The following is a 24,669-nucleotide window of genomic DNA, read 5'->3' as shown; positions in this document are numbered from 1 at the left end:
AACCATAAGGGACGGTGGCGGGCGGCGGAAGAGGTAGTTACCGACGCGTAGTGTTCCGAACGGCGTCTAGGCTTGGGGGCGACATGGAGCGGCTTGAAGCAGCCGCCGGCGCCCTCGCGGCCACCGGCGGTACGGGGATCGGACGCGCGGGCGGGGCGAAACGGCCTGCGGCCCCGGCGCAGCCGTACCCGGGATCCGCCCGAAACGGAACCGAACTCGCCGATTCCGCCCGGCAGTTGGCCGAACGGTTCGCCGCCGCCACGCCTGCCGGGGCCGAGCTGCTGGCCTCCGCCACCTTCGGCGCCCACGGTGCGCGGCACCTCGGCGGCGCACCCCAGCAGGCCGAACCCGCCCCCGGCACCAGCTGGTGGCACGGCCCGAGCGTCCACCACGCCACCTCGCCGCTGTTCCGGCCGCTCGGCTACCGCCGGATCCGGCGCGAAGCCCCCGCACTGCCCGACCCCCGCCCCACCGGCGGCGGCCGGCACCGCAAACCCGAACGCCCCACCACCGAACTGCGCATCGCCGCCCGGCTGCTGCTCGCCCACCCGCTGGTCACCGCCGACGGCCCGCACGGCGCCGCGCTCCCGCTGATCCGCCGTCACGCCGGAACACTCGCCGAACGCTTCCACACCCTGCTCGGCTACCGGCTCACCCTCGGCCCCGCCCACGCCCGCCTGCACAAGGCCGCCCTGCCGGGCCGCGGCCTGCCCGGCCTCGACCCCGCCGGGCACGCCGAGTTGGTCCACGCGCTGGCCGCGATCGCCCGCGGCGAGCAGCCGATCGCTCCCTCCGGGGCGGTGCGGGCGCTGCTCGACCAGTGGCGACTGCCCGCCGAACTCGCCGCCGACCTGCTCACCGCACCCGAACTGCCGCCCGCTGGGCCCGAATTGACCGTCCGGCGGCTGCTCGCCGAAACCCCCGTCGTCCTGCTCGACGACCTCGCGCCCGCCGAACGCGCCCACCTGCGCGAGGCCGGCCCCGCAGAGACGGAACGATTCGCCGACATACTCGGCCTCACCGCCGAGATCCGCGCCGAAGGCATCGCCCTGTTCGACCCCGCCGACGAACTCACCGACCTCGCCCTCCCCGGCACCGGCACCCTCGCCCAGGCCGCGCTGCTCCTCGCCGAACGCCTGGTCGAAGACCTCCGCCCGGTCGACGCCGAAACCGCCCCGCCCGCCGTCCTGATCCCCGACGCCCTCATCGACGGCACCCTCGGCGACATCACCGACGACTACGGCATGAGCGCCGGCTGGGACGCCGGCTACCTCGCCGACCTCGCCGCCTTCCGCCGCGACGCACTCGACCTGCTCCACCGCATGGGCCTCGCCGCCCCCGCCGGCCGCAACTGGCTGCTCCGCGCCCCCGCCGCCCGCTACGCCCCCCGCGCCGAACTCCAGCCCGCCGCCGGCTCCGGCCGCCACTCCCGCGACCGGCAGGCGGTGTGAGGGCCACGGCCGGCAGGCGGCTCGCCCATGGGTATCGATATGGGACGTGGTGGTCGGAGGCGGTCGGGTAGGACTCCGGTGGGTTCTGGTGCACGAGCCCGCACGTGGGGTGAGGTACGAGCGGAGCTGCCTCGCGGCCGGAGCGGCTGGTTCCTCGCGCTCGCCGCGCTGGAGGCGGCGGTCGTGGTCGGGCTTCCGGTGACGCTGCGTCAGGTCGGCCGGGCCGAGGCACGGCGGGCGGGTAAGGGCCGGAGCGTCAGGGCGTGAGCGGGCGGACGCGTTCGGCGACCGGGCGGAATTCCTGGACGGTGGTGTCGTACTCGACGCGTTGGCCCTGGTGGAGGAAGCGGTTGTCGTCGGGGGCCAGGACGGAGTCGTAGTAGACGGCGACCTCGGGGCCGCCTCCGTCGGGGGTGATGTAGCCGTAGGCGTGGTGGATGTCGAACCATCGCACGGTGCCGGTCTCCATGGCGGGACTCCCTTCGGGCCGGTCGCCCTCAGTATCGGACGCGGCCGGGGGGGTCCACCACTCGTTCGGCCCAGCGTCAGCGCTGCGCGGCGCTCACGGCGTGGCCCTGGCGGACGGTTTCCACGGTGGCGGCGACGCCGAAGGAACCCAGGGCGACGGAGGCCGCGACGGCGGCGCAGGCGAGCATCCGGCGGTGGCGCTTGGGCAGGGGGAAGCGCGGAACCGAGGCGGACGCGGCAGTGCGGGCGTTCATGGCAGGGAGCCTGGCAGCTTGGCGTTACGCGGTCACGAAACGCGGGTGAAATCCCGACGGGATCTTGGCGTCGGAACCTCCATCACGGCATCGCCGCAGGTCGGACGCATGATGGTAGGGGTACGCAGCAGGCCGGGAAGGAACGAGGCCAGCACCTGCTGGGCCGCGCCGTAGAAGAAGATCGGCAGCAGAACGGCGGGGTGGCCGCCGAACTGGGTACCGGCCAGGGCGGCCGCCGCGCTGGTGTTGTTCAGGCCGGAGGCGAGGGTCAGCGTGGTGCGGGCGGCCGGTGCGGTGGGGGAACGGTGGACGGCCAGCCAGCCCGCCAGGAACGGCCCCGCGCAGACCAGCGCGCCGCACCCGGCGGCGACCGCGACCAGCCTGGGCTCGGGCCGCAGTTCGATCTCCCGGGCCACGCCCGCCGCGTTCAGGTAGGTGAGGGCGAGTGCGTTCAGCAGGCCGGCCAGCCGCAGCCGGGGGAGCAGTGCGGCGCGCAGCCGGCCGCGCAGCGGGCGGCGGGTCAGGCGGCGGGCGAGCAGCCCGGCCAGGCAGGGCAGCGCCACCCACAGCGCCATGAACCGGCAGGTGGCGTCGGAGTGGGCGAGCGTGTCGAGGATGCGGCGCGGGCCGCCGCTCTCCGGGCCCTCGGCGAGGGCCAGGCCGAGCGGGGTGGTGAGCGGGCTGAGGAGCGTGGTGGACAGGACCAGGCCGAGGCCCAGCGACGCGTCCCCGCCGACCCTGGCCCCCCAGGTCTGGGCGGCGCCGGCGACCGGCATCGCGGCGGTCAGCGCCAGCCCGACCACCAGCCAGCGTGCCTCCCGGACGTCCGGCCAGCACCCGGCGGCGGCCCGCTCCGCGCCGAGCAGCACCACCGCCCGCAGCACGAGTGCCACCCCCAGCCCGGCCAGCAGCAGCCCCGGCCGCAGCAGCGCCCGGCCGACGTCCGCCGCCCGGGTCTCGAACCCGCCGATGAACATCGCCGCCAGCAGCATCAGCATCGGCACCGTCACCCCGCCGGGACGGCAGTGCCGGATCGCGCCCGCCACGTCCGGCAGCAGGGCGCCCAGCAGGCAGGCGGCGAGGGTGGCGGCGGCGAGACGGCGGCGCAGGGCGCGGTCGAGGGCGGTGCAGAACGGGCGCATGGGGGCGGGGCTTTCGGGGAGGCGCGGGAGGCCGTGGCTTGTCGGACCGGCTCCGGCGGGCGCGGGCGGATGACGGCCGCCCGGCCGCCGCTCGGCGTGGAGTCCGACCCGGCCCACCCTGCCACCGTCCCGGGGCGGCCTTGACCATTACGAACTCTTGGTAAAGGCAGACGAGTTGCCGCCCCGCCCAGACGCCGCACGGGGCCCGGGCCGCACAGACCGGACGCGGCGGCGCGGCCGTTTCACTCCTGCGGGCGAGACCGCTCGGGGTATTCGTCGCCGACGGCCGTGCCGACCGCCTCGCGCAGCCCGTGCGCGCCGGGCGCCCGCGCGGGCCCGGCGGCCGGGTCGGCGCGCAGCTCCCGCAGCAGCGCCACGCACAGCGCCAGCATCACCACCACGAACGGCAACGCCACCAGGATCGTGGCGTTCTGCAGCGCCGTCAGCCCGCCCGCCAGCAGCAGCGCCGCCGCGACCGCCGCCATCAGCGCGCCCCACACCACGACCAGCCAGGTCCGCGGGTGCAGGGCGCCGTGCGAGGACAGCGAACCCAGCACCAGCGACGCCGAGTCGGCGGAGGTGACGAAGTACAGCATTACCAGCAGCACCGCGATCACGGTCGTCACCGAGCCCAGCGGCAGCGCCTTGAGCATCTCGAACAGCCCGGCGTCCGCGCCGCGCGGAATGGTCGCCACCAGGTCGGCCGCGCCGGTGGACTGCAGGCGGATCGCCGAGGCGCCCATCACCACGAACCACACCGTGGTCGCCCCGCTCGGCACCAGCAGCACCCCGACCAGGAACTGGCGCACCGTGCGGCCGCGCGAGATCCGGGCGATGAACGTGCCGACGAACGGCGCCCAGGACAGCCACCACGCCCAGTAGAAGATCGTCCAGGAACCCAGCCAGTCCTCATCGGTGAACGCCCCCGTCTGGGTAGCCAGCACCGCCAGGTCCGACAGATAGCCGCCGACCGTCGACGGCAGCGCGTCCAGCACGAACACCGTCGGGCCGACCAGGAACACGAACGCCATCAGCGCCGCCGCCAGCACCACGCTGGTGGTGGACAGCCACTTCACGCCCCGGTGCACGCCCGACATCGCCGACAGCACGAACGCCCCGCCGAGCGCCGCGATGATGACCAGCTCCACCCCCTGGGTGGCCCGGACGTCCGTCACGTACCCCAGACCGCCCGCCACCTGGATCGCGCCCAGGCCCAGACTCGTCGCCGAACCGAACACCGTCGCGAACACCGCCAGCAGGTCGATCCCCCGGCCCGCCCAGCCGTGCGCCCGGCGCTCGCCGAGCAGCGGAACGAACGCCTCCGACATCCGGTTGCCCCGCCCCTTGCGGAACGTGGTGTACGCCAGCGCCAGGCCGCCCACCGCGTAGATCGCCCACGGGTGCAGCGTCCAGTGGAACAGCGAGAACTCCAGCGCCCGCTGCGCCGCCGCCGGCGTCTGCGGCGCGATGTCCGACCCCGGCTGCGGCTGCGCGTACAGCTGGAGCGGCTCGCCGACGCCGTAGAACAGCAGGCCGATGCCCATGCCGGCGCTGAACATCATCGCCACCCAGGCCAGCGTCGAGAACTCCGGCCGCTCGCCGTCCCGGCCCAGCGGGATCCGGCCGAAACGGCTCACCGCGATCACCACCGCCAGCACCAGGAACACGTCCGCGGCCACCACGAACAGCCAGCCGAAGGAGTGCAGCACCCAGGACAGCGCCGTCCCCGACGTCCGGCCGAGCGAGTCCTGCGCGAACACCCCCCAGGCGACCACCCCCAGCACGGCGGCCGCGCCGACACCGAACACCACCCCGTCCACCGGGAAGGCGTCGGTGCCCGGCGGCGCGGACCGGCCATCGGGCGCGGGTTGACGGTCGGGAGAAGGCTCTGAAGGCGTGGGCATACGCGGCACTATGTCCACAAACGTCCGACCGTTGAGGGCGGCACGCCGAGAGCCGGTACGGGCGGTCGGACGTCAGGCGGGCGGTGGTTCGTACGGCGCCAGCACCAGCCGGACCATCTCCTCCAGCCGGGTCCGGGCGTCGTCCAGGGTGGTCCGGCCGGTCACCCAGGCCGTCAACTCGCCCTGCCAGGCGTGCCCCACCATGTGCCGCACCAGATCCCCGGACGGCGACGGCACGTCCGGCAGCACCACCCCCAGCGCCGCCCGGTCCGCCCGCGCCAGCCCCTGCAACGCCTCACTGGCGAACGGATCGGTGGACGTCGCCACCGCCACCCGCAGCCGGGCCAGTTCGGGCTGCCGCTGGTACGCCCGCATCCCCCGCCGCACGAACCGCACCGTCCGCTCGGTCGGCGAGGCACTGCGCCCCGCCCCCACCTCGCCCACCAGGTCGGCGAGCAGCAGCCGATGCCAGTCCGCCATCGCGGCGGCCAACAGATGGTCCTTGGACGAGAAGTACCGGTAGGCCGTGCCGAGGGCCACTCCCGAACGCTCCGACACCTGTTTCATCTGGAGCCGCTCCACGCCGATCTCGGTCACCAGAGCCAGGGCGGCGGACAGGAGGGAGCCGCGGCGTTCGAGCTGACGGGGGGACATCGCCTCCACCGGACGAGGTGACAGGTCAACCTTGGTCACCCGAACCATGATAGGGGGCGGGCCCGCGCCGCGGTATGACGCGACAGGTCACCGCTCAGTGACGGTTGATCATCGGGCCCCGGTGTGCGGCTACCGGGACTTGGCGCGCAGCTCGCGCAGCAGCGTCTCCTGGACGGCCGACGCCACCAGCGCCCCGTCCCGGTCGTAGAACTCGCCCATCGCCAGCCCCCGCCCGTCCGCCGCGGACGGGCTGCGCTGCGCGAACAGCAGCCACTCGTCGGCGCGGAACGGACGGTGGAACCACATCGCGTGGTCCAGCGAGGCCAGCGCCACCCGCGACTCCGTCACCCGGTGCACCGGGTGCGGCTGGAGGTGCAGCGCGGTGGTGGACGCCAACGTCAGGTCGGACAGGTAGGTGAGGGCGCACACCTGCAGCAGCGGATCGTCCGCAGGGAGCCGGGAAGCCGTCCTCAGCCAGACGAACTGCTGCGGCACACCCGGCAGTTCGGGCGGCAGGCCCGGGGCGTCCGCCGGGACGAAGCGCATCTGCAGGGCGTGGAAGATCGCGGACCGTTCGTACTCCTCGGGCGCGTTGTGCTGCCAGGCCGGGTACGGGTCCGGCAGCTCCTCCGGCCCCGGCACCGGCGGCATGGTGCGCTGACGGTCGCCCGAGGACTCCGGCCGCTTGAACGACGCGGACATGGTGAAGATCGCCTCGCCGCGCTGCACCGCTGTCACCCGCCGCGTCGCGTACGAATTCCCGTCCCGGGCCCGGTCCACCTGGTAGACGATCGGCCGCCGCGGATCGCCCGGCCGCAGGAAGTACCCGTGCAGGCTGTGCACCCGCCGCGCCGCCTCCACCGTCCGCCCCGCCGCCGTCAGCGCCTGCGCCGCCACCTGCCCGCCGAACGCCCGCAGCGGCGCACCCGCGTGACAGTGGCCCCGGAACAGGTTCTCGTCGAGCTCCTCGATGCCGAGCAGATCGACGAAGGAAGGCAGGCTGGGTACGGAAACTGGCGGCAGAGCGGCGGAAGCGGTCACGCGGCACATGCTAGAACACGTTGCAGTACGGATTGAGTGTGGAACGGGTCACGTCGGGCCGCGCCGGGGCTGGGCTGGGGCCGCGTTGGGGCTGTGCCGATTGTCGGCGGTGATCGTTAGCGTTCGACGCATGACCACGGCCGTACACACCTTCCGGTACCCGCGGCCCTCCGCGCTGCACCCGCACCGCCTGGACCTCGCCACCCAGCACGGCCCGTTCTTCGACGGCGCCCTCCGCCACCCCGGACCGGCCGCCGCCGCACTGCTGGCCGTCGCCGATGTCGCCGCCGCCCGCTACCACCGCCCGCTCGCCGCCGCCTCGCTCGACCCCGTGGTCACCGCCGACGGCGACCGGCTGCGCTTCGAGTCCTTCTCCGGCTGCGGCGGCGTTCACGCCCGGCTGGACCTGCTGCCCGAAGGACTCGACGGCGCCGGCACCGGCCACGGCACCACCAACATCGACATCGGCGCCCCGCTGCGCGAAGCCCTGCGCCTGCGCCTTCCGGACGAGCGGCTCACCCTCGCCGTCGGCACGGACGAGGTCGAAGTCGGCCTCGGCGCGGACACGTTGATCGAACGGAAGGTGCCGCTGCCGCGGCGCTGGCTCAAGGGCTTCGCCGAAACCCAGGTCCTCACCGCCCGGTTCGACCTGCGCGCCGAACTGCCCGCCGCCGAAGCCGTCCGCTTCCTGCGCACCCTGCCCACCGGCGGCCGCAGCACCGTCCGCTGGATCCTGCCCACCGCCGGTGGACTGCGCGCCACCTCCCGGCCCGCCCCCGGCACCGTCTGCCTCCCCGGCCCCGAACGGCTCGCCGCGCTGCGCCCGTTGCTGCGGCACGCGCTCGGCCTGCGGATCTACGGCCCGCCCGGCACCCCCACCGCCCCCACCGCCTCCGCCTGGGAACTCGCCCTCCCCGGCGGCCGGATCACCCTCACCCTCTCGCCCGACGCCTCCCGCGGCTTCTCCGGCGAAGGCGCCCTGCTCGACCTGCTCGCCGCGTCGTCCGCCGCCGATGCGTTCGAGCTCGACGCGCTGCTCGACGCCGAGCCCCGGACCGACCTCACCGCGGACTCCGGGCTGCCGCCGGAGCGCCTCTGCGCCGCCCTGGCCCACCTCGCCACCGCCGGCCGGATCGGCTACGACCTCGCCGACGCCGCCCACTTCCACCGCCGCCTCCCGTACGCCGCAGGCCGGGTGGAGGACGCCAATCCGCGGCTGCGCGCCGCCCGCGAGCTGCTCGCCGCAGGGGCGGTAGGCCCGGTGGTCGGTGACGTGCGGGTGGTGGCGGTCGGCGACCACGTCCACCACGTCCGGGTCGACGCGGACGGCCCGGTGGGCTGTACGTGCCAGTGGTGGGCGCGGCACCGGGGCGACCGGGGGCCGTGCAGCCATGTGCTGGCGGTGCGGATGATGACGGAGGAGACGCAGTGAAGCAGCCCGAGACGGACCTGATGGGGGCGGTACGCCGGGCCGAGTTCGACGAAGTCGCGCGGCTGGTCGGCGGCTTGACGGCGCGGGAGCGGCGGGCCGAGGTGGCCGGGTTGAAGGCGTTGCGGCGCGAGTTGCGGGAGAGCACGTACTCCCGTGGCGGGGCGTGGACCGCGCTGCTGGTTGCCGGGGCGGTCTGTCACAGCGCGCCGTCCGGGGCGGCCGACTGGATCGGGTCCGGGGACTTCGAAGGCGTTGAGCGGTGGCACCGGCCGCCGCTGGGTGGCCTGTTGGAGGGGCAGGACGTCACCTGGCAGCGGGAGGTGGCGCTGCGGTTGGCCCGGCGGCCGGCCGGGCGGGACGGGTGGGGGCCGTCCACCGGCTACCGCGTCGCGGAGCATCTGCTGCGGGTGAGCGATACGCCGCCGCCCGCTGAACCCGGCTTCGTTGTCGGGTGGATGACCGACCGCGGTGACCCCCGGCCCCGGTACGGGGAAGGGCAGTTGCCGCCCGGGGGCGATCTGTACGGGCGGCTCGTGTGGGACAGCTTCACGGCCGTCCTCGCCCCGCTGGTCTTCGATGCCGACACTGCCGGGCAGCTGTCCGGGCCATGGGCCGCCAAGGAGGATGCTCAGCGCTGGCCCGCCGTTCTCGCCCGGCTCGCCGATGAACGGGTCATCGACCGGGGCGAGTTGATCGCCCGAGGGTTTGCCCGGCTGGTGCGCGGCGGTGGGGTGGGGGAGTTGCGGAGCTACCTCGCGGTGGTTCGGGCGCTGGCCCCGTCCGAGGAGGAACTCGCGGCGAATCTGCGGGCGTTGACGGCACTGCTGGACGGCCCATCGCCGCTCGCCGGCTACGCGCAGGACTGCCTGATCGCCCTCGACCGGGCCGGGCGGCTCGACGACGCGACCGTGGCCGAAGCCGCCGAGGTGCTGCTGGCCCGGCCGGAGAAGAAGCTCGTCCGCGCTCAACTGGCCTGGCTGGACCGGGTGGCGGCGCGAGCGCCCGAGCTCGCGCTGCGGGCCGTGGCCCGGTGTTACGGGCACCCCGATCGGCAACTCCAGGGCCAGGCACTGAAAGTGACTGGGCGTCATGTCACTGGCGTGCGGGGCCGGTTGCTGGTGGAGCTGCGGGCGGCGGTCCACTTGTTGGACCCCGCGCACGCCGAGACCGCCGCCCAACTGCTCGGTATCTACGTCGAGTCGGTGGAGGAGGCGGAGGACGACCGGCTGCCCGAGCCGCCCCGGCCGGTCGCGATGCCCGCGCCGCTCGGCAGCCCCGCCGAGGTAGCCGAGGAGCTCGCCGCCGCGCTGGCCGCCACCGACAGCGACAGCGTCGCGTTCGAACGGGTCCTCGACGGGCTGGTCCGGCACGCCTGGCAGGACCGGGAGGCGCTCGTCGCCGCGCTCGCCCCCGTGCTCGCCGACGGAGAGTGGCGGTCGCTCGGGGTGCTCGCCGGTGCCGTCACCGGTGCGCTGCCCAAGCAGCGGGCCTGGCGGTCACTGACGCTCGCGAACGCCAGCCCGTTCCGGACCTGGGAACTGCGCGGCGGAGTCGGAGAGTTGATCGCCGCCCGGCTGGAGGAGATCGCCTGGCGGCTGGCCGGTGACCCCGTCCCACTGCTGCTGGCCACCCCCACGTGGCGCAACGGCGCGCTCGACCCCGGGGAGCTGGTGGCGCGGATTCGCCGGTACGAGGAACTCGGTCTCGAACCCGGGCCGGTGGACCTCGCCCAGGCCCTGCTGCGCACCGTCCCCGACGGCACCTCGGACGACAGCCTCGCGTCCCCGGCGGGTGCGGCGCTCGCCGCCTGGCTGCGGGTGGGTGGGCTGCGGCGGCAGGACACCACACTCGTGCCCGCCGGGACGGCGCGGCTCGGGGTATGGATGGCCGAGTACCGCCGTTTCTGCGACCAACCCGGCCTCGGCGAGGAGGAGTTGGCGCTGCTCGGGGTGCCCGGGGCCGGCGCGCCCGGGGTGCGGCCGGAGGGCGGGGTGCCGAAAGCGGTGCGGACGTTGCTCGGCCCCACCGAACGCTTCCACCGGCACTCCGAGGTGGAGCACAGCATGCCGGACGGGCGCTGGCTCGCCGTCCTGCCGCACCACCGCGAGGAACTCGCCGTCCGCCTGATCGGCCAACTCGCCGACTCCGCCGGTTCGACGCCCGTCCGCGGCTACCCCCAGCTCCTGCCGCTGCTCGCCGAGCAGGGCGGCCCGTCCGGGTTCGCCGTGCACCAGGCCCTCGCGTACGGCCTCGGGGCGGGTTTCCCCGAGGACCGCACCGCTGTGGTCGATGCCCTGCTGTCGCTGGCGGCGCAGGGCGAGTTGGACGCGCAGGCGCTCGGCCGGGAGACCGGCGAGCTGCTGCGGCTCGGCGCGGTCAAGCCGGGCCGGCTCGCCGCGACCTGCACCGAACTGGCCGACGCGGGCGCGCCGAGGCTCGCCTGGACGGTGCTGGCGGGCGTCCTGCCCGCGCTGCTGGACGGGCGGCCGTCGAGCAGTGCGGCGGGGCTGTTGACAGCGGCGGTGGACTGCGCCCGACGGGCCGGGGCGCGCGGGGCCATTGCGGAAGTGGCCCGGGTGGCGGCAAGTGGTGGGCGGAGCAAGCTGGTTGCGGAGGTGAAGGTGCTGGCCGGGCTGCTGGGGGAGTGAGGGGGCACCCGTTCGGTGGGGCTCTTGCCTGCGGCGTCGGTGGGGTTGGTGGCGGCGCCGGTGGAGTGCGTGCGGTGGTCGTGGGGGCGGCCCGGGTGAGGGCAAGTGGTGGGGGGAGCAGGCTGGTTGCGGAGGCGAAGGTGCTGGCCGGGCTGCTGGGGGAGTGAGGGGGCACCCGTTCGGTGGGGCCCTTGCCTGCGGCCTCGGTGGGGTTGGTGGCGGCGGCGGTGGAGTGTGCGCGGTGGTCGTGGGGGCGGCCCGGGTGGGGGCGAGTGGTGGGCGGAGCAAGTTGGTTGCGGAGGCGAAGGTGCTGCTGGGGGAGTGAGGGGAGCGACCTCCCGGCCAGGTCCTCGCCGGGGGCCGTGCGGCCGTCGGTGATGCTCGGCGGCTGTGGGGCCGGCGATTTCGTCGGGCGGAGGGTCCCTGCCGGGCGTCTGTACAATGGGCGGCTGCGAAGGGGAGTAGCCCCGCGAACCGGTCGTCGACATGCTGGAGCCCGTTGCCGGGTTCCCGGTGGCCGGGCTCGTCACCGGTGATGGTGGGGGGCGGGCGAGACCTTCGGCCCGTTTGTCGACGACTGTGCGTGTCGGCGGGGGCCGAAGTCGTGCTGCCCCTGTGCCGCCCGCTCTTTGGATTCCCGCCGGCGCGGGAAGGCCTGACGAGTTTCGTGATTCATTTCGTTTTGCTCATCGTGTGCGCGGTGGCGATCTATCTCTCGTGCGAGTGGTTCGTCAACGCGGTGGAGTGGCTGGGCGAGCGCCTCAACGTGGGGAAGATGGCGGTCGGCACGATCCTGGCCGCTTTCGGTACCGCGCTGCCGGAGTCGGTGGTCACCCTGGTCGCGGTGACCACCGGTGGTACCGAGGAGGCGAAGAACATCGGCGTGGGCGCCGCGATGGGCGGACCCCTCGCGCTGGCGACCGTCGCCTACGGCGTCACCGGAGTCGCCCTGCTCATCAAGCGTCGCCGTGACCGGGTCTCGGCCCTGGCCACCGGCACCGCGATCGTTCCGGCCGGGCAGGCGCTGGGCACCGAGAAGGACATGCGGCGGCTGGCCAAGGACCAGAAGTGGTTCCTGCCGATCTTCTTCGTCAAGGTGTCGCTGGGCCTGGTCGCGTTCGCCTTCAAGCCCGCCCTGGGTGTGCTGTTCTTCGCCGCGTACGCCGCCTACTTCTGGCGGGAGATCCGGGCCAGCCGCGCCGAGGAGGCCGCGGGCGAAGCCGGCGAGGACGAGGACGAGGAGGAGTTGGAGGCGCTGAAGCTCCAGCCGAAGAAGGAGTCGCCCGACACCTGGGCGGTGGTCGTCCAGACCCTTGCCACCCTCGTGGTGATCTTCTTCGCCGCGCACTACTTCGTCGCCCAGCTCGACGTCATCGGCCCGATGCTCGGCCTGTCCGCGACGGTGACCGCGCTGCTGCTGTCCCCGATAGCGACCGAGCTGCCCGAGATCATGAACGCGATCATCTGGGTCCGCCAGGGCAAGGTGAAGCTGGCGCTCGCCAACGTCTCCGGCTCGATGATGATCCAGGCCACCGTTCCCAGTGGCATCGGCCTGCTGTTCACCAAGTGGCACTTCGACGGCCCGCTGCTGTGGGCCGGTCTCATCACCATGGCAGCGATCGTCTACCTCCTGCTGACCATGCGCGCCCACAAGCTCACCCCGGCCCGGCTGGCCGTCGCCGCCGGCTTCTACGGCGTCTTCGCGATCGGGCTGGTGCCGATTCTGGCCTGAGCCACGGACCGCCGCGCCCGCGCGGCGGCCCGGATCTCCGGTTCGGGGCTCCGGAGTTTTGGAACGGTCGTTCTTGACTGAACGTTCTCGAATCCCTAGGGTCGTGGGCATGGGAAGACCACGGGCCTTTGACGAGGCCGAGGCGGTTCGGGCGGCGGCGGTGCTGTTCGCCGAGCGCGGGTTCGAGGGCACCTCGGTGGACGACCTGGTGCAGCGGCTCGGTGTGCACCGGGGCAGCTTGTACAAGGCGTTCGGCAGCAAGCGCGGGCTCTACCTGGCCGCGCTGCGGCACCACTTGGCGGACGAGGTGCTGCCGACCGTGGCCGCGCTCACCGTCACCAGCGGGCCGGCGGAGGCGCTGGGTCAGGCGGCGGGCGGGTTCGACGGCGGGGCGGCGGCGGGGTTGCTGCTGTCCGCGGCGGTCGAGCGGGCGCCGGAGGATCCGGACGTCGCGGCGCTGGTCGCGGACGGCCTGCACGCGCTCGAACGGGCGCTCGCGACGGTGCTCGGCGAGCCCGTCGACAGTCCGCTGGTCGAGGCGCTCGGGGCGAGCGTTCTGGGGCTGCGGCTGCGTGACCGGGCGCTCGGTCCGGCGGCGTCCGCGCAGGCGGTACTCGCGCTGGCGGCCCGGCTGGCCGGCTGACCGGCCGTCACATCACTGTTTTTCACCGTACGAGGGAGGGTTCACCGACATGGCTCGAGTGGCTGTCGACAAGGAAACGCTGGTCGTGGAGATCGAGGGCCTGGACAAGCTCTGGGCGATCAAGAGCCGGATCGAGATACCGCTCGCCAACGTGCGCGGCGCGACCGCGGACCCGGGGGTCGCCTCGGAGCCCAAGGGGCTCAAGGTCGGCGGCACCCAGTGGCCGGGGCTGATCACGGCCGGGCGGTTCCGCCGCCACGGTGAGCTGGTGTTCTGGGACGTGAAGAACCCGGCGAAGGCCGTGGTGATCGAACTCGCCGACGAGCACTACGCCCGGGTGATCGTCGAGGTGGACGACCCGCGCGCCGCAGTGGCCCTGATCGAAGGCGCGCTGCGGCACTGAGAGTCAGAACAGCGGGTCCGGGCCGGGGGGCTGTTCGGACGTGGCGGCGCGGGGCTTGCGGGCGGCCGGCTTCGGCTTCGCCTCTGTGGGCCCCGCGGCGGGCCTCGCGTTCGCCAGCGGCGCGTCCGGGCGCGGGGTGGGCGCGAGGCGTGCCGCGGAGTCGGGGGCGGCGGTGGTGGTGGGCGGGGTGAGGCTCTCGGGGGCGAGGACGTCGGCGCCGGACGGGGTGGCGGCGACGGCGCGCCACCAGAGTTTGACGGGTGGCGGGTCGGCCGGTTCGAAGGGCTTGCCGGGGCGGGGGACGGCCAGCGTGACGCCGGCGGCGTTCGCGGCGGCCACCGTCCGTTCGGCGGGTTCTTCCCAGGGGTGCGGGGCGAGGTCGAAGGTGCCCCAGTGCATCGGGAGCATCACCTTGCCGCCCAGGTCGCGGTGCGCCTGCACGGCCTCCTCGGGGGTCAGGTGGACCTCCGGCCAGTGTTCGGAGTACGCGCCGACCTGCACCATGGTGGCGTCGAACGGCCCGAAGCGGTGGCCGATGTCGGCGAAGCCGGGGAACCAGCCGGTGTCGCCGCTGTGGAAGAGCCGGTGGTGCTTGCCCTCCACCACCCAGGACGACCAGAGGAACTTGCCGCTGGGCCGCGGGCCGCGCGAGCAGTAGTGGCGGGCGGGAGTGGCGGTCAGCCGCAGGCCGTCCAGTTCGGCGGACTCCCACCAGTCCAGGTCGACGATCCGGTACGGCTCGACGCCCCAGTGCTCCAGGTGCGCGCCGATGCCCAGCGGCACCGCGAACACCGCGTCGCCCGCGGCGAGCGTGCGGATGGTGGTCATGTCCAGGTGGTCGTAGTGGTCGTGCGAGATCACCACCACGTCCACCGGCCCGAGTTCGGCCAGTGGCAGCGGCACCGGGTGCAGCCGCTTCGGGCCGATCCAGCCGAACGGCGAGACGCGTTCGCTCCACACCGGGTCGAACAGCACCCGGACGCCGTCCAGTTCGGCCAGCACGGTGGCGTGGCCGAGCCAGGTCAGGCGCAGCCCGGAGGCGGGCGGGGTGGCCAGTTCGACGGGCAGCAGCCGGTGCACCGGCACCGCGGCGGCGGGGCTGCGGCGGTCGCCGTCCGCGGCCAGCTTGGTGCGCATCAGCGCCAGCGGGGTGTGGGCGTACCGCAGTCGGCGGGTCGGGACCGGGTTGCGGAACGAACCGTCCACGAAATGCTGCGAGTTGCGGACCCGGTGCCAGCGGCCGCCCCGCGGGTCGGCGCCGAACGCCTCGGTGCGCAGCCGGTGCCAGCTGTCCCGCGGCAGTGTCCGGTACGAGCGCTTCGCGTCGCGCAGGGCGAGCCCGGCCTCGGCGGCCAGCTCACCGGCGCGGAACAGCCAGGAGACGGGACGGGACAAGGCACCTCCACGGTCGAGCACCCGAACGGTGGGGCTTGCCGGGACGGCGGGACGAGTTGGCGCCCCGGACGGGTCGACGGCAGGCCGGACGGCGCCGCCCGGACAGCCGGGACCCCGGCGGGGACGACGCGTTTCAAATCGGGACACTACCGCCGTAAACGGGCCCGAACCAGCCGAACGGGTCGGCGGCGCGCCGGTCGCCGCGAACGGGAACGGACCGCCCCGGCAGGCGGGACGGTCCGTCGGGGAAGGGCCGGGGAAGGGCGGAAAGGCGCAGATCAGGCCGCCGGGTAGAAGCGGGTGATGGTCTCCGCCACACAGTGCGGCTTGGCACTGGCCTCACTGGAAATGGTGAACCGGACCACCGCCTGCACGCCGCCCGGCACCTCGTCGGCCGACACCAGCACCGCCGTCGCCCGGACCGCTGTGCCCACCGGCAGCGGGGCCGGGAAACGGACCTTGTCCGAGCCGTAGTTGAGGGCCATCGCGATGTTCTCCACCGCGTAGCACTCCTTGGCCAGCACCGGCAGCAGCGACAGCGTCAGGTAGCCGTGCGCGATCGTCCCGCCGAACGGCGATTCCTTGGCGCGCGCCGGGTCCACGTGGATCCACTGGTGGTCGCCGGTCGCCTCCGCGAACAGGTTCACCCGCTCCTGGTCGACGGTGTGCCACTCGCTGGTGCCGAGTTCGGTACCGACGGCGGCGGTCAGGTCGGCGAGCGAGGCGAAGGTCGTCACGGTGCGCTCCACAGGTGCGACGGGGCAGGGGACGGCCCGTCCGGGCCGCCCCGCAGAGTATGCCTACTCGCCGGTCACCTGTCAGTGGGGTACGGCGGTGAGGTCAGAGCGCGTGGTCAGGGATCAGTCGGCGGCCGGAGACCAGCTCCGGAGTGATCGCCACGTACTCCGGGCCCGGCTCCGGGATCCACGGGCGCAGCCCCTCCGACTCCAGCGCGGCGCGCTCCTCCGCGTCCCGCACCACCTCGGCGCGGCCGTGCACCAGCACGCTCCAGCCGCAGCGGCCCGCCGCGTCGAAGTCGTCCACCTGGAACGCCGCCACCGTCCCGTCCAGCGCCCGGGCCACCCGGGTGCCGGTGCGCAGCGCCAGGATCACCCGGCCGTCCTCGGCCAGCCGAAAAGCCACCGGCAGCACGGCCGGCAACGCGTGCTCGGTGTACACCACCCGCCCCAACGGCACGGCGCCGAGCAGGCGCAGGCACTCGGCCTCGCTCAGGGTCTCCACCCGGTCGTCACGGTCCATAAGGGCGATGGTGCCCCCCGCGCACCGGCCGCGAACAGGGCCTATGGTCCCTGAGCTGGGGCTCATCGGGCCCATTTGGGCCCGCGCCGACACCGCTCGGCGATACCTTGGCTCAGGCCGCAGCACTCACTGGTGGCCGGAAATGGCGGGCGAGGGGGCGGTACAAGGTGAGCGGTGGCATCGAACTGGTGGTGATCGGCGCGGACGGCGGCCCCGAACGCGGGCACGGCGGCTCCGCCCGCGCCGCCGACGGCGCCCGCACCCTCGCCGCCGCGCTGCCCGGCCGCACCTTCGACGCCGGCACCCGCGGCAGCACCGTCACCCAGCCGCCGGCCGACGCCGACGCCAACACCCTGCTCACCGCGCTGCGCCAGGCCTCCCAGCGCCCGGCCCGCTGGCTGGTGGTGTGCCTGCTCGGCCAGCTGGTCGCCGACCCGCGCGGGCGCCGGGTCGCGCTGGTCACCGCGGGCTCCACCCCCGACAACGCCTACCGGCGTGGCCTCGCCTGGGACTGGATCACCAGCGCCATGGTGCACGGCGAACAGGAGGAGACCCTGTTGATCGTCGACGCGGTCGCCGACCGCGACACCTGGGCGGCCCTGCTGCGCGAGGACGGCGCGGGCGAACTGCTCGGCCACTCCCGGGTGCCGCTGTGGGGCCGGATCGGGCGCTGGAGCGCCGGGCGGCGGGGGCGCGACGGCGTACTGCCCGGCGCGGAGGGCTCGTTCAGCTGGGCGCTCGGCCGGGTGCTGGAGCACGGCGTGCCCGGCGCGCCCGCCGCCGTCGGCCCGCTCGACCTCCAGCCCGCCGTCGAGGGCCAACTCGGCTGGGGCGAACCGGCCTCCGCCGGCGAGGCCAGACTGCTGGTGCCCCGTGACGGGGGGAGACTCCTGATGCGCAACCGCGCCGCAGTGCGGGGAGCGCTCGCCGGACTGCCGCTTTCCGATGAACTTTTGGCGGTTCTGTGGCGAGAAAGTGCCCCAACGGATCCGCCTTCCGCGTAAGGTCAGGACGCCCCGGGTGTTGCCGTGCCGGGGCGGGTTGGCGAAGAATCGACCTCCGAGCCGCCCGGAATCACCACAGGGGACGGCAGACGAGATCGGCGGCCCGGACCCACCACAGTTCGGCCGCGACAAGGTGGGGCTATGCGGCAGCGCGGAATTCCGGTGCGCCCTCGGGGAGTTGGGATCAGCGGGCTGCTTCTGCCATTCCTGCTGACAGCTCTCACGGCATGCGGCGCCACCGAAAAAGGCTCCGCCGACCGCCTCGGCACCCCCGAATCCGGACTGCCCCGCGCCACCAACTCCGCCACCGGGAAAGCCGACCCCAGCCGCAGCCCCGTCCCCGACCAGGGCGACCAAGGGCTGGAGGCGCACAGCGTGGTGACGGCCTATCAAGCCTGGTGGGACGTCCGGGCCGACGTGTTCGAGCGATCGAATTCGGACGGAACCGCGCTCGGCCAGTACGCCACCGGGCCGGCGCTCAGCGAAGCGCTGCTCTCGCTGACCCAGTTGCACGATGCCAAACTCGTGATGACCGGCCGGCCCAGAACCTCACCCGTCGTCAAAAGTATGAATCTGCAGACGAGTCCGCCCACCGCGACGATCGAGGACTGCCTCGACGTCAGCGGCTGGCACCAGGCGGACGCGGGCACCAAGCAGATCAAGGATCCGCAACAGCGGCTGACCCGCTACCCCGCTACCGCCGTCCTGAAGAGATACGGAAACCGCTGGCTGATCGCCGACTTCACCCGTGAGGTGACCAAGACATGCTGAACTCCGCCTGGCGCGCCGCGCTCTGTGTACTGACCGGAATCGGACTGACGGTCGCGTTCGTCCCGTCGGCGAGCGCCGACGTGACGCCGTGCGCCGACGACATCATTTGCACGGGCGTCCACGAGCCCGGCAGCGGGGGCGGCTCCGGCGGCGGGTCGGGCGGCGGGGGAGGGGACTCCGGGTCGGGCAAGTGCCGCTGGAACGACGAGGACGTGCCGTGCTGGCTCGACGACCTGGGCTGGTTCTCCAGCGGCTGCTACTACCGGCTGTCGAAGCCGCAGCCGCTGGAGAGCGAGGACGTCTGGGACGGCAAGACCAGCAAGGACGGCGCGATCTACGACCGGTCCTGCCTCGGCGTCGAGGCGCCCGGCCAGGTCTTCCTCGCCCAGCCCCCCGGCCCGGTGAAGCCCCCGACGCCCCGCCAACTCGCCTTCGACGCCCTCGACCAGATCAAGGTCGCCCGCCCCGTGCTGCACGCCGCCCCGCAGACGGACGCCGTGGTCGGCTCCCCGGTGGGGCTCTGGTTCGACGCCACACCGCAGTCCGCCGGACCGATCAGCCACACCATCCACGGACCCGGCTACGACGTGACCACCACGGTGACCCTCAAGCAGGTCGTCTGGTCCGTCGACGACGGCCCCGACGGCGCCCGCTCCCAGGAGTTCACCTGCGCCGACGCCGGAACCCCGTTCGCCGCCGGGCAGACACCCAGCTGCAGCCACATCTTCGCCCGCGCCTCCGCCGGCATGAAGGACCACGCCTACACCCTGCGGGTCGCGCTGCTGTGGAAGGTCACCGCCAAGACCTCGAACAACGCCGACATCGACATGGCGGACTTCACCTGGCGCAGCGAATTCCCCGGCCTGACGATGCAGATCCCCGTCAACGAGGTCCAGGTGCTGAACTGACCGGGCCGACAACCCCCTTGCCGGACCAGCATTGACGTTCCATCACGAGTGAGAGGCCGCGAAGCGGTGGAGAACCGAAGCATGCCGACCCCGCCGCGCCGCCTCGGCGTCCGCCGCCGCAGGCCCGCCGTACTGGCCATGGCGGCCGCCCTGATCGCCGCCGGCGGCCTGGGCGGCGCCGTGCTGTACAACAGCAGCGGCCAGCGGATCGCCGTCCTGGCACTGGCCCGCGACGTCCCCATGGGCCAGGTCATCGGCAACGACGACCTGGTCGTCGCCCACATCGCCGGCGACCCCGCGCTGCGCCCGCTGGACGCCCGCGACCTCGAACACACCGTCGGACTGCGCGCCACCACCGACCTCAAGCGCGGCGCCCTGCTGGTCAAGTCCGACCTCACCAGCGACCCCGCCACCCAGCCCGGCCAGCAGATCGTCGGCGTCGCCGCCAAACGCTCCCAACTGCCCGCCACCCGGCTGCAACCCGGACTCCAGGTGCTGATCGTCTACACCCCCGACAGCACCAAGACCGACGGCACCACCCGCACCCCCGACACCATGACCGCCACCGTCTCCGCCGTCGGCCGCACCGACCCCGACGGCACCACCGTCATAGACGTCGCCATCGGCCCGTCCGACGGCCCCCGACTCGCCTCCTGGGTGGCCGGCGGCAAGTTCCAGGTGATCCTCGCACCCCGAAACGCCGGGGGCTCCTGATGACCGTGGTGGCCGTCCTCGGCGGGCCGGGGGCGCCCGGGGCCACCAGCAGCGCCCTCGCCCTGCTGCTGTCCTGGCCGCTGCGCCCGGGCCGCCGCGTCCTGCTCGCCGAATGCGACCCCGACGGCGGCGCGGTGCTGGCCGGCGCCCTCGAAGGCCGCGTCGACGCGGTGTACGGACTGCGCAACCTCGCCGTAGCCGACCGGCGCGGACTCCTCGCCCAGACCCTGTGGGAACAACTGCTGGACGTCTCCCCGCAGGGCTCCGGCGAACGCCTCCTGCTGCCCGGACTCACCGACCCCGCCCAGGCCCCCGGCCTCGTCTACACCTGGGAACCCCTGGTCGAAGCGCTGCGCGCGCTCGACCCCGAGGGCTACGACGTGATCCTCGACCTCGGCCGCTCCGGTGCCAACGGCCCGATGGCCGTCCTCGCCCGGCGCTCCGACGTGGTCGCCGTGACCGTCCGCACCACACTGCGCGGACTCTCCGCCGCCCGGCCCCGGCTGGCCGCACTGCGCGAGGACCTCGACACCCACGGCACCGGATCGGACAGCCTCGGACTGCTGCTGGTCGCCGAAGGCCCCTACCCCGACCACGAGGTGTCCCGGCAGTTCCAACTGCCCGTGCTCGGCACCCTCACGCACGCGCCGCGCACCGCCCGGGTGCTGTCCGACGGCGGCGACACCACCGACCGGCGGTTCATCCGCTCCGAGCTGATGCGCACCGCGCGGACCGCCGCCGACCGGATCCAGCACCACGCCGAGGGGCGTCGGCGACGCCTCGGGCCGCAGGGGCCGCAGCAGGTTCCGCCGCAGCAGCTTCCGCGGCCGCAGGCGCAGGCCGTCCAGCCGTCGCCCCAGCCCGTCCAGCCGCAGCCGTTGACGTACCAGGTGCAGGCCCCGCAGCCGCCCGTTTCCCAGCAGGCCGTACCCTCGCAGCAGATGACGCAGCAACAGATGACGCCCCCGCAGGCACCGCCTCCCGCAGCCCCGTTCGCGCAGCCGCCGTTCGCGGCCGGGCCGGTGGGCGGGCGCCAGGCCCAGCCGTACCCTCCGCAGGCCGAGCAGTCCTACGTCCAGCAGCCGTACCCGCCGCAGCCGTACCAGGCCCAGGCCCCGCAGTACCCGACGCAGCCCCAGCCGTTCCTGCCGCCGCCCGTCCAGCCCCAGCCGGTTCAGCCGCAGCGGCCGCAGGCCGGTGGGCAGTTCACGGGGGAGTGGCCGATCCGGGTGGAGAACCAGCCGCAGATCTCGTACACCGCGCCGTACATCGCGCCGCCCGTGGTGCCGCAGCCGCCAGCGCCCGCGCCGTTCCCCGGACAGGACGACGGGCCCGAGGACGGGCGGGGGGAGGTGCACCGTGCGCGCTAACCCCTACCAGGGGCCGCCGCCCCAGCAGGCCGGGCAGTACGTCAACGGGCAGGTGGTGTACGGAGGTTCGCCGGACGCCGCCGGGCTGCCGTGGGCCGCGCCGGCCGTGCCCGCGCCGATGCCCGCCGCGCCCGTCCCGCCGACCGGCCCGGTGTCGGCCATGCCCGCCGCCGTGCCCGCGCTCGGCCCGGCCGGGGCGGTGCCGGCCGTGGACACCCAGGTCGCACGGGAGCTGAAGCGGCAGGTCGCGGCCGAACTGCACCAGCAGCTGTCCCGGCTGAACGAGGCGTCCGGCACCGAGGCCGACCGGGCCACCCGCCGTCAGCGCGGACGGGCCCTGATCGAGGAGGCGGTGGCCCGCTGGTCCGACGCATACGCGCAGACCCACGGCATCCCGCCCACCCGCGAACAGGACCGGGCGCTCTCCGAGGCCGTCTACGACCTGCTGTTCCGGGCCGGGCGCCTCCAGCCGTACCTCGACGACCCGGAGATCGAGAACATCCTGATCAACGGCTGCGACGACGTCTGGGTCTCCCGGGTGCACCAGCCGCTGCGGCAGGTCCCGCCGGTCGCCGACTCCGACGAGGAACTCATCGAGCTGCTCCAGGACCTGGCCCGCCAGCACGGCGGCGGCGAACGCAGCCTGTCCACCGCCAGCCCGATGCTCGCGCTGCGCCTGGAGGGCGGCATGCGCCTGCAGGCGATGACCGAGGTCACTCCCCGCCCCTACGTGGCGATCCGCCGCCACCGGGTGGCCAGCGCCAACCTCCGCGACCTGGTCCAACTCGGCACCGTGGACACCACCTTGGCCGCGTTCCTGGCTGCCGCCATCCGGGCCCGGAAGAACGTGATGATCACCGGCACCCAGGGCGTCGGCAAGACCAGCCTGCTGCGCGCGATGGCCGCCGAGATCCCGCCCGACGAACGGATCGGCACCCTGGAGTCCGAGTTCGAGCTCTGGCTGCACACCCTCGGCCACCTGCGCCAGGTCGTACCGATGGAGGCCCGCGAGGGCAACGGCGAACGCGTGGACGGACGGCTCGCGGGCGAGCTGACGATCGGTGAACTCATTCCCGCCGCACTGCGGATGACGCTCTCGCGGATCATCGTCGGCGAAGTCCGCTCCGGCGAGGTCGTGCCGATGCTGCGGGTGATGACCAACGGCGAGGGCGGCTCGATGTGCACCCTGCACGCCCGCGGCCCGCACATGGTGGTCGACCGGATCGCCGAACTCTGCCTCGAGTACGGCTCCCACATGACCGACAGCCTGGCCTACCGGCTCACCGCCAACGCCATCGACTTCATCGTGCACGTCACCATGGTCGACGAGACCGCCGTCGGCGGCCGCCGCCACCGGTTCGTCTCGCACGTCCTGGAAGTGGCCGGCCTCGGCGAGTCCGGACGGCCCGCCATGAACACCGTCTTCGGGCCGCGCCCGGAACTCGGCGAGGTACGGGCCGTCCCCGTCACCCCGCCGCACTGCCTGGACGACCTGCGCCGGGCCGGCTTCGACGCGGGGCTGCTCGCCTCCCCCTACGGGGCCTGGGGCGCGCCGCTGAACCTGCGGATCGGGGGGATGCGCTGATGCTCCTGTACGTGCTGTGCGGACTGCTCACCGCCGGCGGACTGGTGGCCCTGGCCGCCGGACTGACCGGACGGCGCGCCGACCCCGACGAACGGGCCAACCCGCTGGAAGGACGGCTGCACACCCTCTGGTACGGCGCCCCCGGCACCGCCTCGCCCGGCGTCGCCCGGCTGCGCCGCATCCAGCTCGCGCTGGCCCTGCTCGGCGGCCCGGCCGGCTGGCTGTTCACCGGCATCCCGCTGGTCGCCCTGCTGGTGCCCGCCGGTGTCTTCGGCCTGCCCTGGCTGTTCGACGCCACCCGCTCCGACACCCGCCGGATCGAACGGCTGGAAGCACTCGCCGAGTGGACCCAGCGCCTCGCCGACGTCCTGCTGCTCGGCGTCGGCCTCAACCAGGCCATCGTCACCAGCCGCCGCACCGCACCCGCCGCCCTGGAGACCGAGATCACCGAGCTCGCCGCCCGCCTCCAGGCCCGCTGGCGCCCCGAGGACGCACTGCGCGCCTTCGCCGACCAACTCGCCGACGCCACCGCCGACAAGGTGCTCGCCGCCCTCCTGCTGCGGGCCGGCGACAGCGGCCCCGGCCTGGCCCGGGCCCTCGCCGACATGGCCGAATCGGTCCGCGAGGAAGTCCGCCAGCGCCGCACCATCGAGGCCGACCGGGCAAAGCACCGGACCACCATCCGCTGGATGGTGGGCATCATCCTGCTGGTGATAGTCCTCGGCTCGTTCAACTCCACCTACACCCAGCCCTACACCACCGGCATCGGCCAACTCGTGCTCGGCGTCGTCGCGGTGGCGTTCGTGCTGGTGATCGCCTGGATGCGCTCGCTCGCCTCGTACACCCCCCTGCCACGGATCCTGGAACAGGACCGGCGCTCCAAGGCCGGCCGGATGCCCGGACAGCGCACCGGCGACGAAACCGCCGACACCGCGGCCGGCGACGACAACGACCCGCTGGTCAAGGGAGCCCGATGATCTCGCCCTGGGCCGTCCTGGCCGGCGCCGCCGCCGCCGGCGGCCTCGCCCTGCTGCTCGCCGAACTCCGCCCCGCCCCACCGGACCTGGGCCAGGCCCTGGACCGGCTGCACCGCACCCCCGAACCGCGCCGGGACGCCGCCGACGACGCCGCCGACCCCTGGTACGACCGGGTCGGCACCCGCTCGCTCCAGCTGCCCGGGGTCCGCATCCCGCAGCAGGAACTCGCCCTGATCGGCCGCAGCCCCGCCCGGTTCATGGCACACAAGGTGCTGTTCGCCGTCATCGGCCTCTCGCTGCCCGGGTACTTCGCCGCACTGGCCGCCCTGTTCGGCGACGGACTGCCCATCGCCGTCCCGCTGCTGGTCGGACCGCTGCTCGGCGCACTGCTCTGGTTCGTCCCCGACGCCATCGTGGCCGGCGAGGCCAAGGAGGCCCGCACCGAGTACCTGCACGGCATCGCCGCCTACCTGGAACTCGTCGCGCTGGAACGCGCCGCCGACTGCGGACCCGCCGAAGCACTCCGCCGCGCCGCCTCCGCCGGCCGCGGCACCGTCTTCCGGCGGATCCGCGACGCCCTCGAACGCGCCGCCACCGACCGGCTCCCGCCCTGGGACGGACTCGACACCCTCGCCCAGGAGTTGGGCCTCACCCCGCTCCAGGACGTCGCCGACATCATGCGGATCTCCGGCGTCGACGGCGCCGCCGTCTACGACACCCTGCGGGCCCGCGCCAAGAGCCTGCGCGGCGAACTGCTCTCCGAAGAACTCGCCAAGGCCAACACCGACAGCGAACGAATGGTCGCACCCGGCTCCGCGCTCACCCTGCTGATGACGGTCCTGATCGTCTTCCCCGCGCTCTACCAGATGCTGACCGTCCAATGACCTCCACGAGTACCCCGCCACCCCGCACC

23 protein-coding genes are annotated in these 24,669 nt (G+C 74.0%); 14 read left to right on the top strand and 9 right to left on the bottom strand.

Going from position 1 to position 24,669, the window contains the following annotated elements; all coding sequences use genetic code 11:
- Positions 1-83: 83 nt before the first annotated feature.
- Positions 84-1,451 carry a DUF2398 family protein gene (locus ACFYS8_RS02070; RefSeq protein ID WP_387634430.1) on the top strand — a complete coding sequence of 456 codons (1,368 nt, stop codon included), beginning with the start codon at positions 84-86 and terminating at the stop codon, positions 1,449-1,451.
- A gap of 256 nt (positions 1,452-1,707) precedes the next feature.
- Here the strand turns inward: ACFYS8_RS02070 and ACFYS8_RS02065 are convergent, their stop codons facing one another.
- The 6 genes from ACFYS8_RS02065 to ACFYS8_RS02040 all read right to left on the bottom strand — a co-directional run bounded on the left by ACFYS8_RS02065 (position 1,708) and on the right by ACFYS8_RS02040 (position 6,923).
- Entirely contained in the window at positions 1,708-1,920 is a 213-nt protein-coding gene (locus tag ACFYS8_RS02065) for a cold-shock protein (protein WP_387634427.1), read from the bottom strand.
- A 76-nt stretch (positions 1,921-1,996) separates the two neighbouring features.
- Positions 1,997-2,173, bottom strand: coding sequence for a hypothetical protein (locus ACFYS8_RS02060; protein WP_387634423.1), 177 nt, complete (start codon positions 2,171-2,173; stop codon positions 1,997-1,999).
- A gap of 32 nt (positions 2,174-2,205) precedes the next feature.
- Positions 2,206-3,315 (bottom strand): hypothetical protein, encoded by a 1,110-nt coding sequence (locus ACFYS8_RS02055; protein WP_387634416.1) that lies wholly within the window; start codon positions 3,313-3,315, stop codon positions 2,206-2,208.
- A 242-nt stretch (positions 3,316-3,557) separates the two neighbouring features.
- Positions 3,558-5,219, bottom strand: a complete 1,662-nt coding sequence (locus tag ACFYS8_RS02050) for a BCCT family transporter (RefSeq protein ID WP_387634413.1) — start codon at positions 5,217-5,219, stop codon at positions 3,558-3,560.
- A 72-nt stretch (positions 5,220-5,291) separates the two neighbouring features.
- Positions 5,292-5,912, bottom strand: coding sequence for a TetR/AcrR family transcriptional regulator (locus ACFYS8_RS02045; RefSeq protein ID WP_387634411.1), 621 nt, complete (start codon positions 5,910-5,912; stop codon positions 5,292-5,294).
- 90 nt (positions 5,913-6,002) lie between these two features.
- Positions 6,003-6,923: an acyl-CoA thioesterase gene (locus ACFYS8_RS02040; RefSeq protein ID WP_387634409.1), complete on the bottom strand. Its 921-nt coding sequence runs from the start codon at positions 6,921-6,923 to the stop codon at positions 6,003-6,005.
- Positions 6,924-7,044: 121 nt separating this feature from the next.
- On the opposite strand from ACFYS8_RS02040, the gene ACFYS8_RS02035 reads away from it, so the two are divergent.
- From ACFYS8_RS02035 to ACFYS8_RS02015, 5 genes are all read left to right on the top strand, one after another.
- A complete protein-coding gene (locus tag ACFYS8_RS02035; protein ID WP_387634406.1) occupies positions 7,045-8,346 on the top strand; it encodes an SWIM zinc finger family protein in 1,302 nt (433 codons plus the stop codon).
- Complete coding sequence (locus ACFYS8_RS02030) at positions 8,343-10,994, top strand: hypothetical protein (RefSeq protein ID WP_387634403.1); 2,652 nt, start codon at positions 8,343-8,345, stop codon at positions 10,992-10,994. Before ACFYS8_RS02035 ends, ACFYS8_RS02030 begins: the two co-directional genes overlap by 4 nt.
- Positions 10,995-11,661: 667 nt before the next feature.
- The gene (locus tag ACFYS8_RS02025; RefSeq protein ID WP_387634400.1) at positions 11,662-12,726 is read left to right on the top strand and encodes a sodium:calcium antiporter; all 1,065 of its coding nucleotides are present in this window, start codon (positions 11,662-11,664) and stop codon (positions 12,724-12,726) included.
- 109 nt (positions 12,727-12,835) lie between these two features.
- Positions 12,836-13,369, top strand: coding sequence for a TetR/AcrR family transcriptional regulator (locus ACFYS8_RS02020; RefSeq protein ID WP_387634398.1), 534 nt, complete (start codon positions 12,836-12,838; stop codon positions 13,367-13,369).
- 49 nt (positions 13,370-13,418) lie between these two features.
- Positions 13,419-13,772 (top strand): hypothetical protein, encoded by a 354-nt coding sequence (locus ACFYS8_RS02015; RefSeq protein ID WP_387634395.1) that lies wholly within the window; start codon positions 13,419-13,421, stop codon positions 13,770-13,772.
- Positions 13,773-13,775: 3 nt separating this feature from the next.
- On the opposite strand, the gene ACFYS8_RS02010 is transcribed toward ACFYS8_RS02015, so the two are convergent.
- The 3 genes from ACFYS8_RS02010 to ACFYS8_RS02000 form a co-directional block, all read right to left on the bottom strand.
- Complete coding sequence (locus ACFYS8_RS02010; RefSeq protein WP_387636797.1) at positions 13,776-15,074, bottom strand: MBL fold metallo-hydrolase; 1,299 nt, start codon at positions 15,072-15,074, stop codon at positions 13,776-13,778.
- 371 nt (positions 15,075-15,445) lie between these two features.
- Positions 15,446-15,904: a MaoC family dehydratase gene (locus ACFYS8_RS02005; RefSeq protein WP_387634392.1), complete on the bottom strand. Its 459-nt coding sequence runs from the start codon at positions 15,902-15,904 to the stop codon at positions 15,446-15,448.
- Between the two features lie 103 nt (positions 15,905-16,007).
- Positions 16,008-16,427, bottom strand: coding sequence for a pyridoxamine 5'-phosphate oxidase family protein (locus ACFYS8_RS02000; RefSeq protein ID WP_387634389.1), 420 nt, complete (start codon positions 16,425-16,427; stop codon positions 16,008-16,010).
- 167 nt (positions 16,428-16,594) lie between these two features.
- Between ACFYS8_RS02000 and ACFYS8_RS01995 the strand changes: the two genes are divergently transcribed.
- The 8 genes from ACFYS8_RS01995 to ACFYS8_RS01960 all read left to right on the top strand — a co-directional run bounded on the left by ACFYS8_RS01995 (position 16,595) and on the right by ACFYS8_RS01960 (position 24,640).
- A complete protein-coding gene (locus tag ACFYS8_RS01995) occupies positions 16,595-17,431 on the top strand; it encodes a hypothetical protein (RefSeq protein WP_387634386.1) in 837 nt (278 codons plus the stop codon).
- 141 nt (positions 17,432-17,572) lie between these two features.
- Positions 17,573-18,202 (top strand): hypothetical protein, encoded by a 630-nt coding sequence (locus tag ACFYS8_RS01990; RefSeq protein ID WP_387634383.1) that lies wholly within the window; start codon positions 17,573-17,575, stop codon positions 18,200-18,202.
- A complete protein-coding gene (locus ACFYS8_RS01985) occupies positions 18,196-19,110 on the top strand; it encodes a hypothetical protein (RefSeq protein WP_387634380.1) in 915 nt (304 codons plus the stop codon). The genes ACFYS8_RS01990 and ACFYS8_RS01985 overlap by 7 nt, the downstream gene beginning before the upstream one ends.
- A gap of 81 nt (positions 19,111-19,191) precedes the next feature.
- Positions 19,192-19,824: an SAF domain-containing protein gene (locus ACFYS8_RS01980; RefSeq protein ID WP_387634377.1), complete on the top strand. Its 633-nt coding sequence runs from the start codon at positions 19,192-19,194 to the stop codon at positions 19,822-19,824.
- Positions 19,824-21,194, top strand: coding sequence for a hypothetical protein (locus ACFYS8_RS01975; RefSeq protein ID WP_387634374.1), 1,371 nt, complete (start codon positions 19,824-19,826; stop codon positions 21,192-21,194). Before ACFYS8_RS01980 ends, ACFYS8_RS01975 begins: the two co-directional genes overlap by 1 nt.
- A 118-nt stretch (positions 21,195-21,312) precedes the next feature.
- Entirely contained in the window at positions 21,313-22,779 is a 1,467-nt protein-coding gene (locus ACFYS8_RS01970; RefSeq protein ID WP_387636795.1) for a CpaF family protein, read from the top strand.
- On the top strand, positions 22,779-23,756 hold the full coding sequence (locus ACFYS8_RS01965; protein ID WP_387634371.1) for a type II secretion system F family protein: 978 nt from the start codon (positions 22,779-22,781) through the stop codon (positions 23,754-23,756). Before ACFYS8_RS01970 ends, ACFYS8_RS01965 begins: the two co-directional genes overlap by 1 nt.
- Entirely contained in the window at positions 23,753-24,640 is an 888-nt protein-coding gene (locus ACFYS8_RS01960; protein ID WP_387634368.1) for a hypothetical protein, read from the top strand. Before ACFYS8_RS01965 ends, ACFYS8_RS01960 begins: the two co-directional genes overlap by 4 nt.
- Positions 24,641-24,669 lie beyond the last annotated feature (29 nt).

The sequence above is a fragment of the Kitasatospora sp. NPDC004615 genome (assembly GCF_042873545.1).
Lineage (GTDB): Bacteria > Actinomycetota > Actinomycetes > Streptomycetales > Streptomycetaceae > Kitasatospora.
The sequence above is the reverse complement of the archived record's forward strand: the minus strand, read 5'-3'. Positions and strand labels throughout refer to the sequence as shown.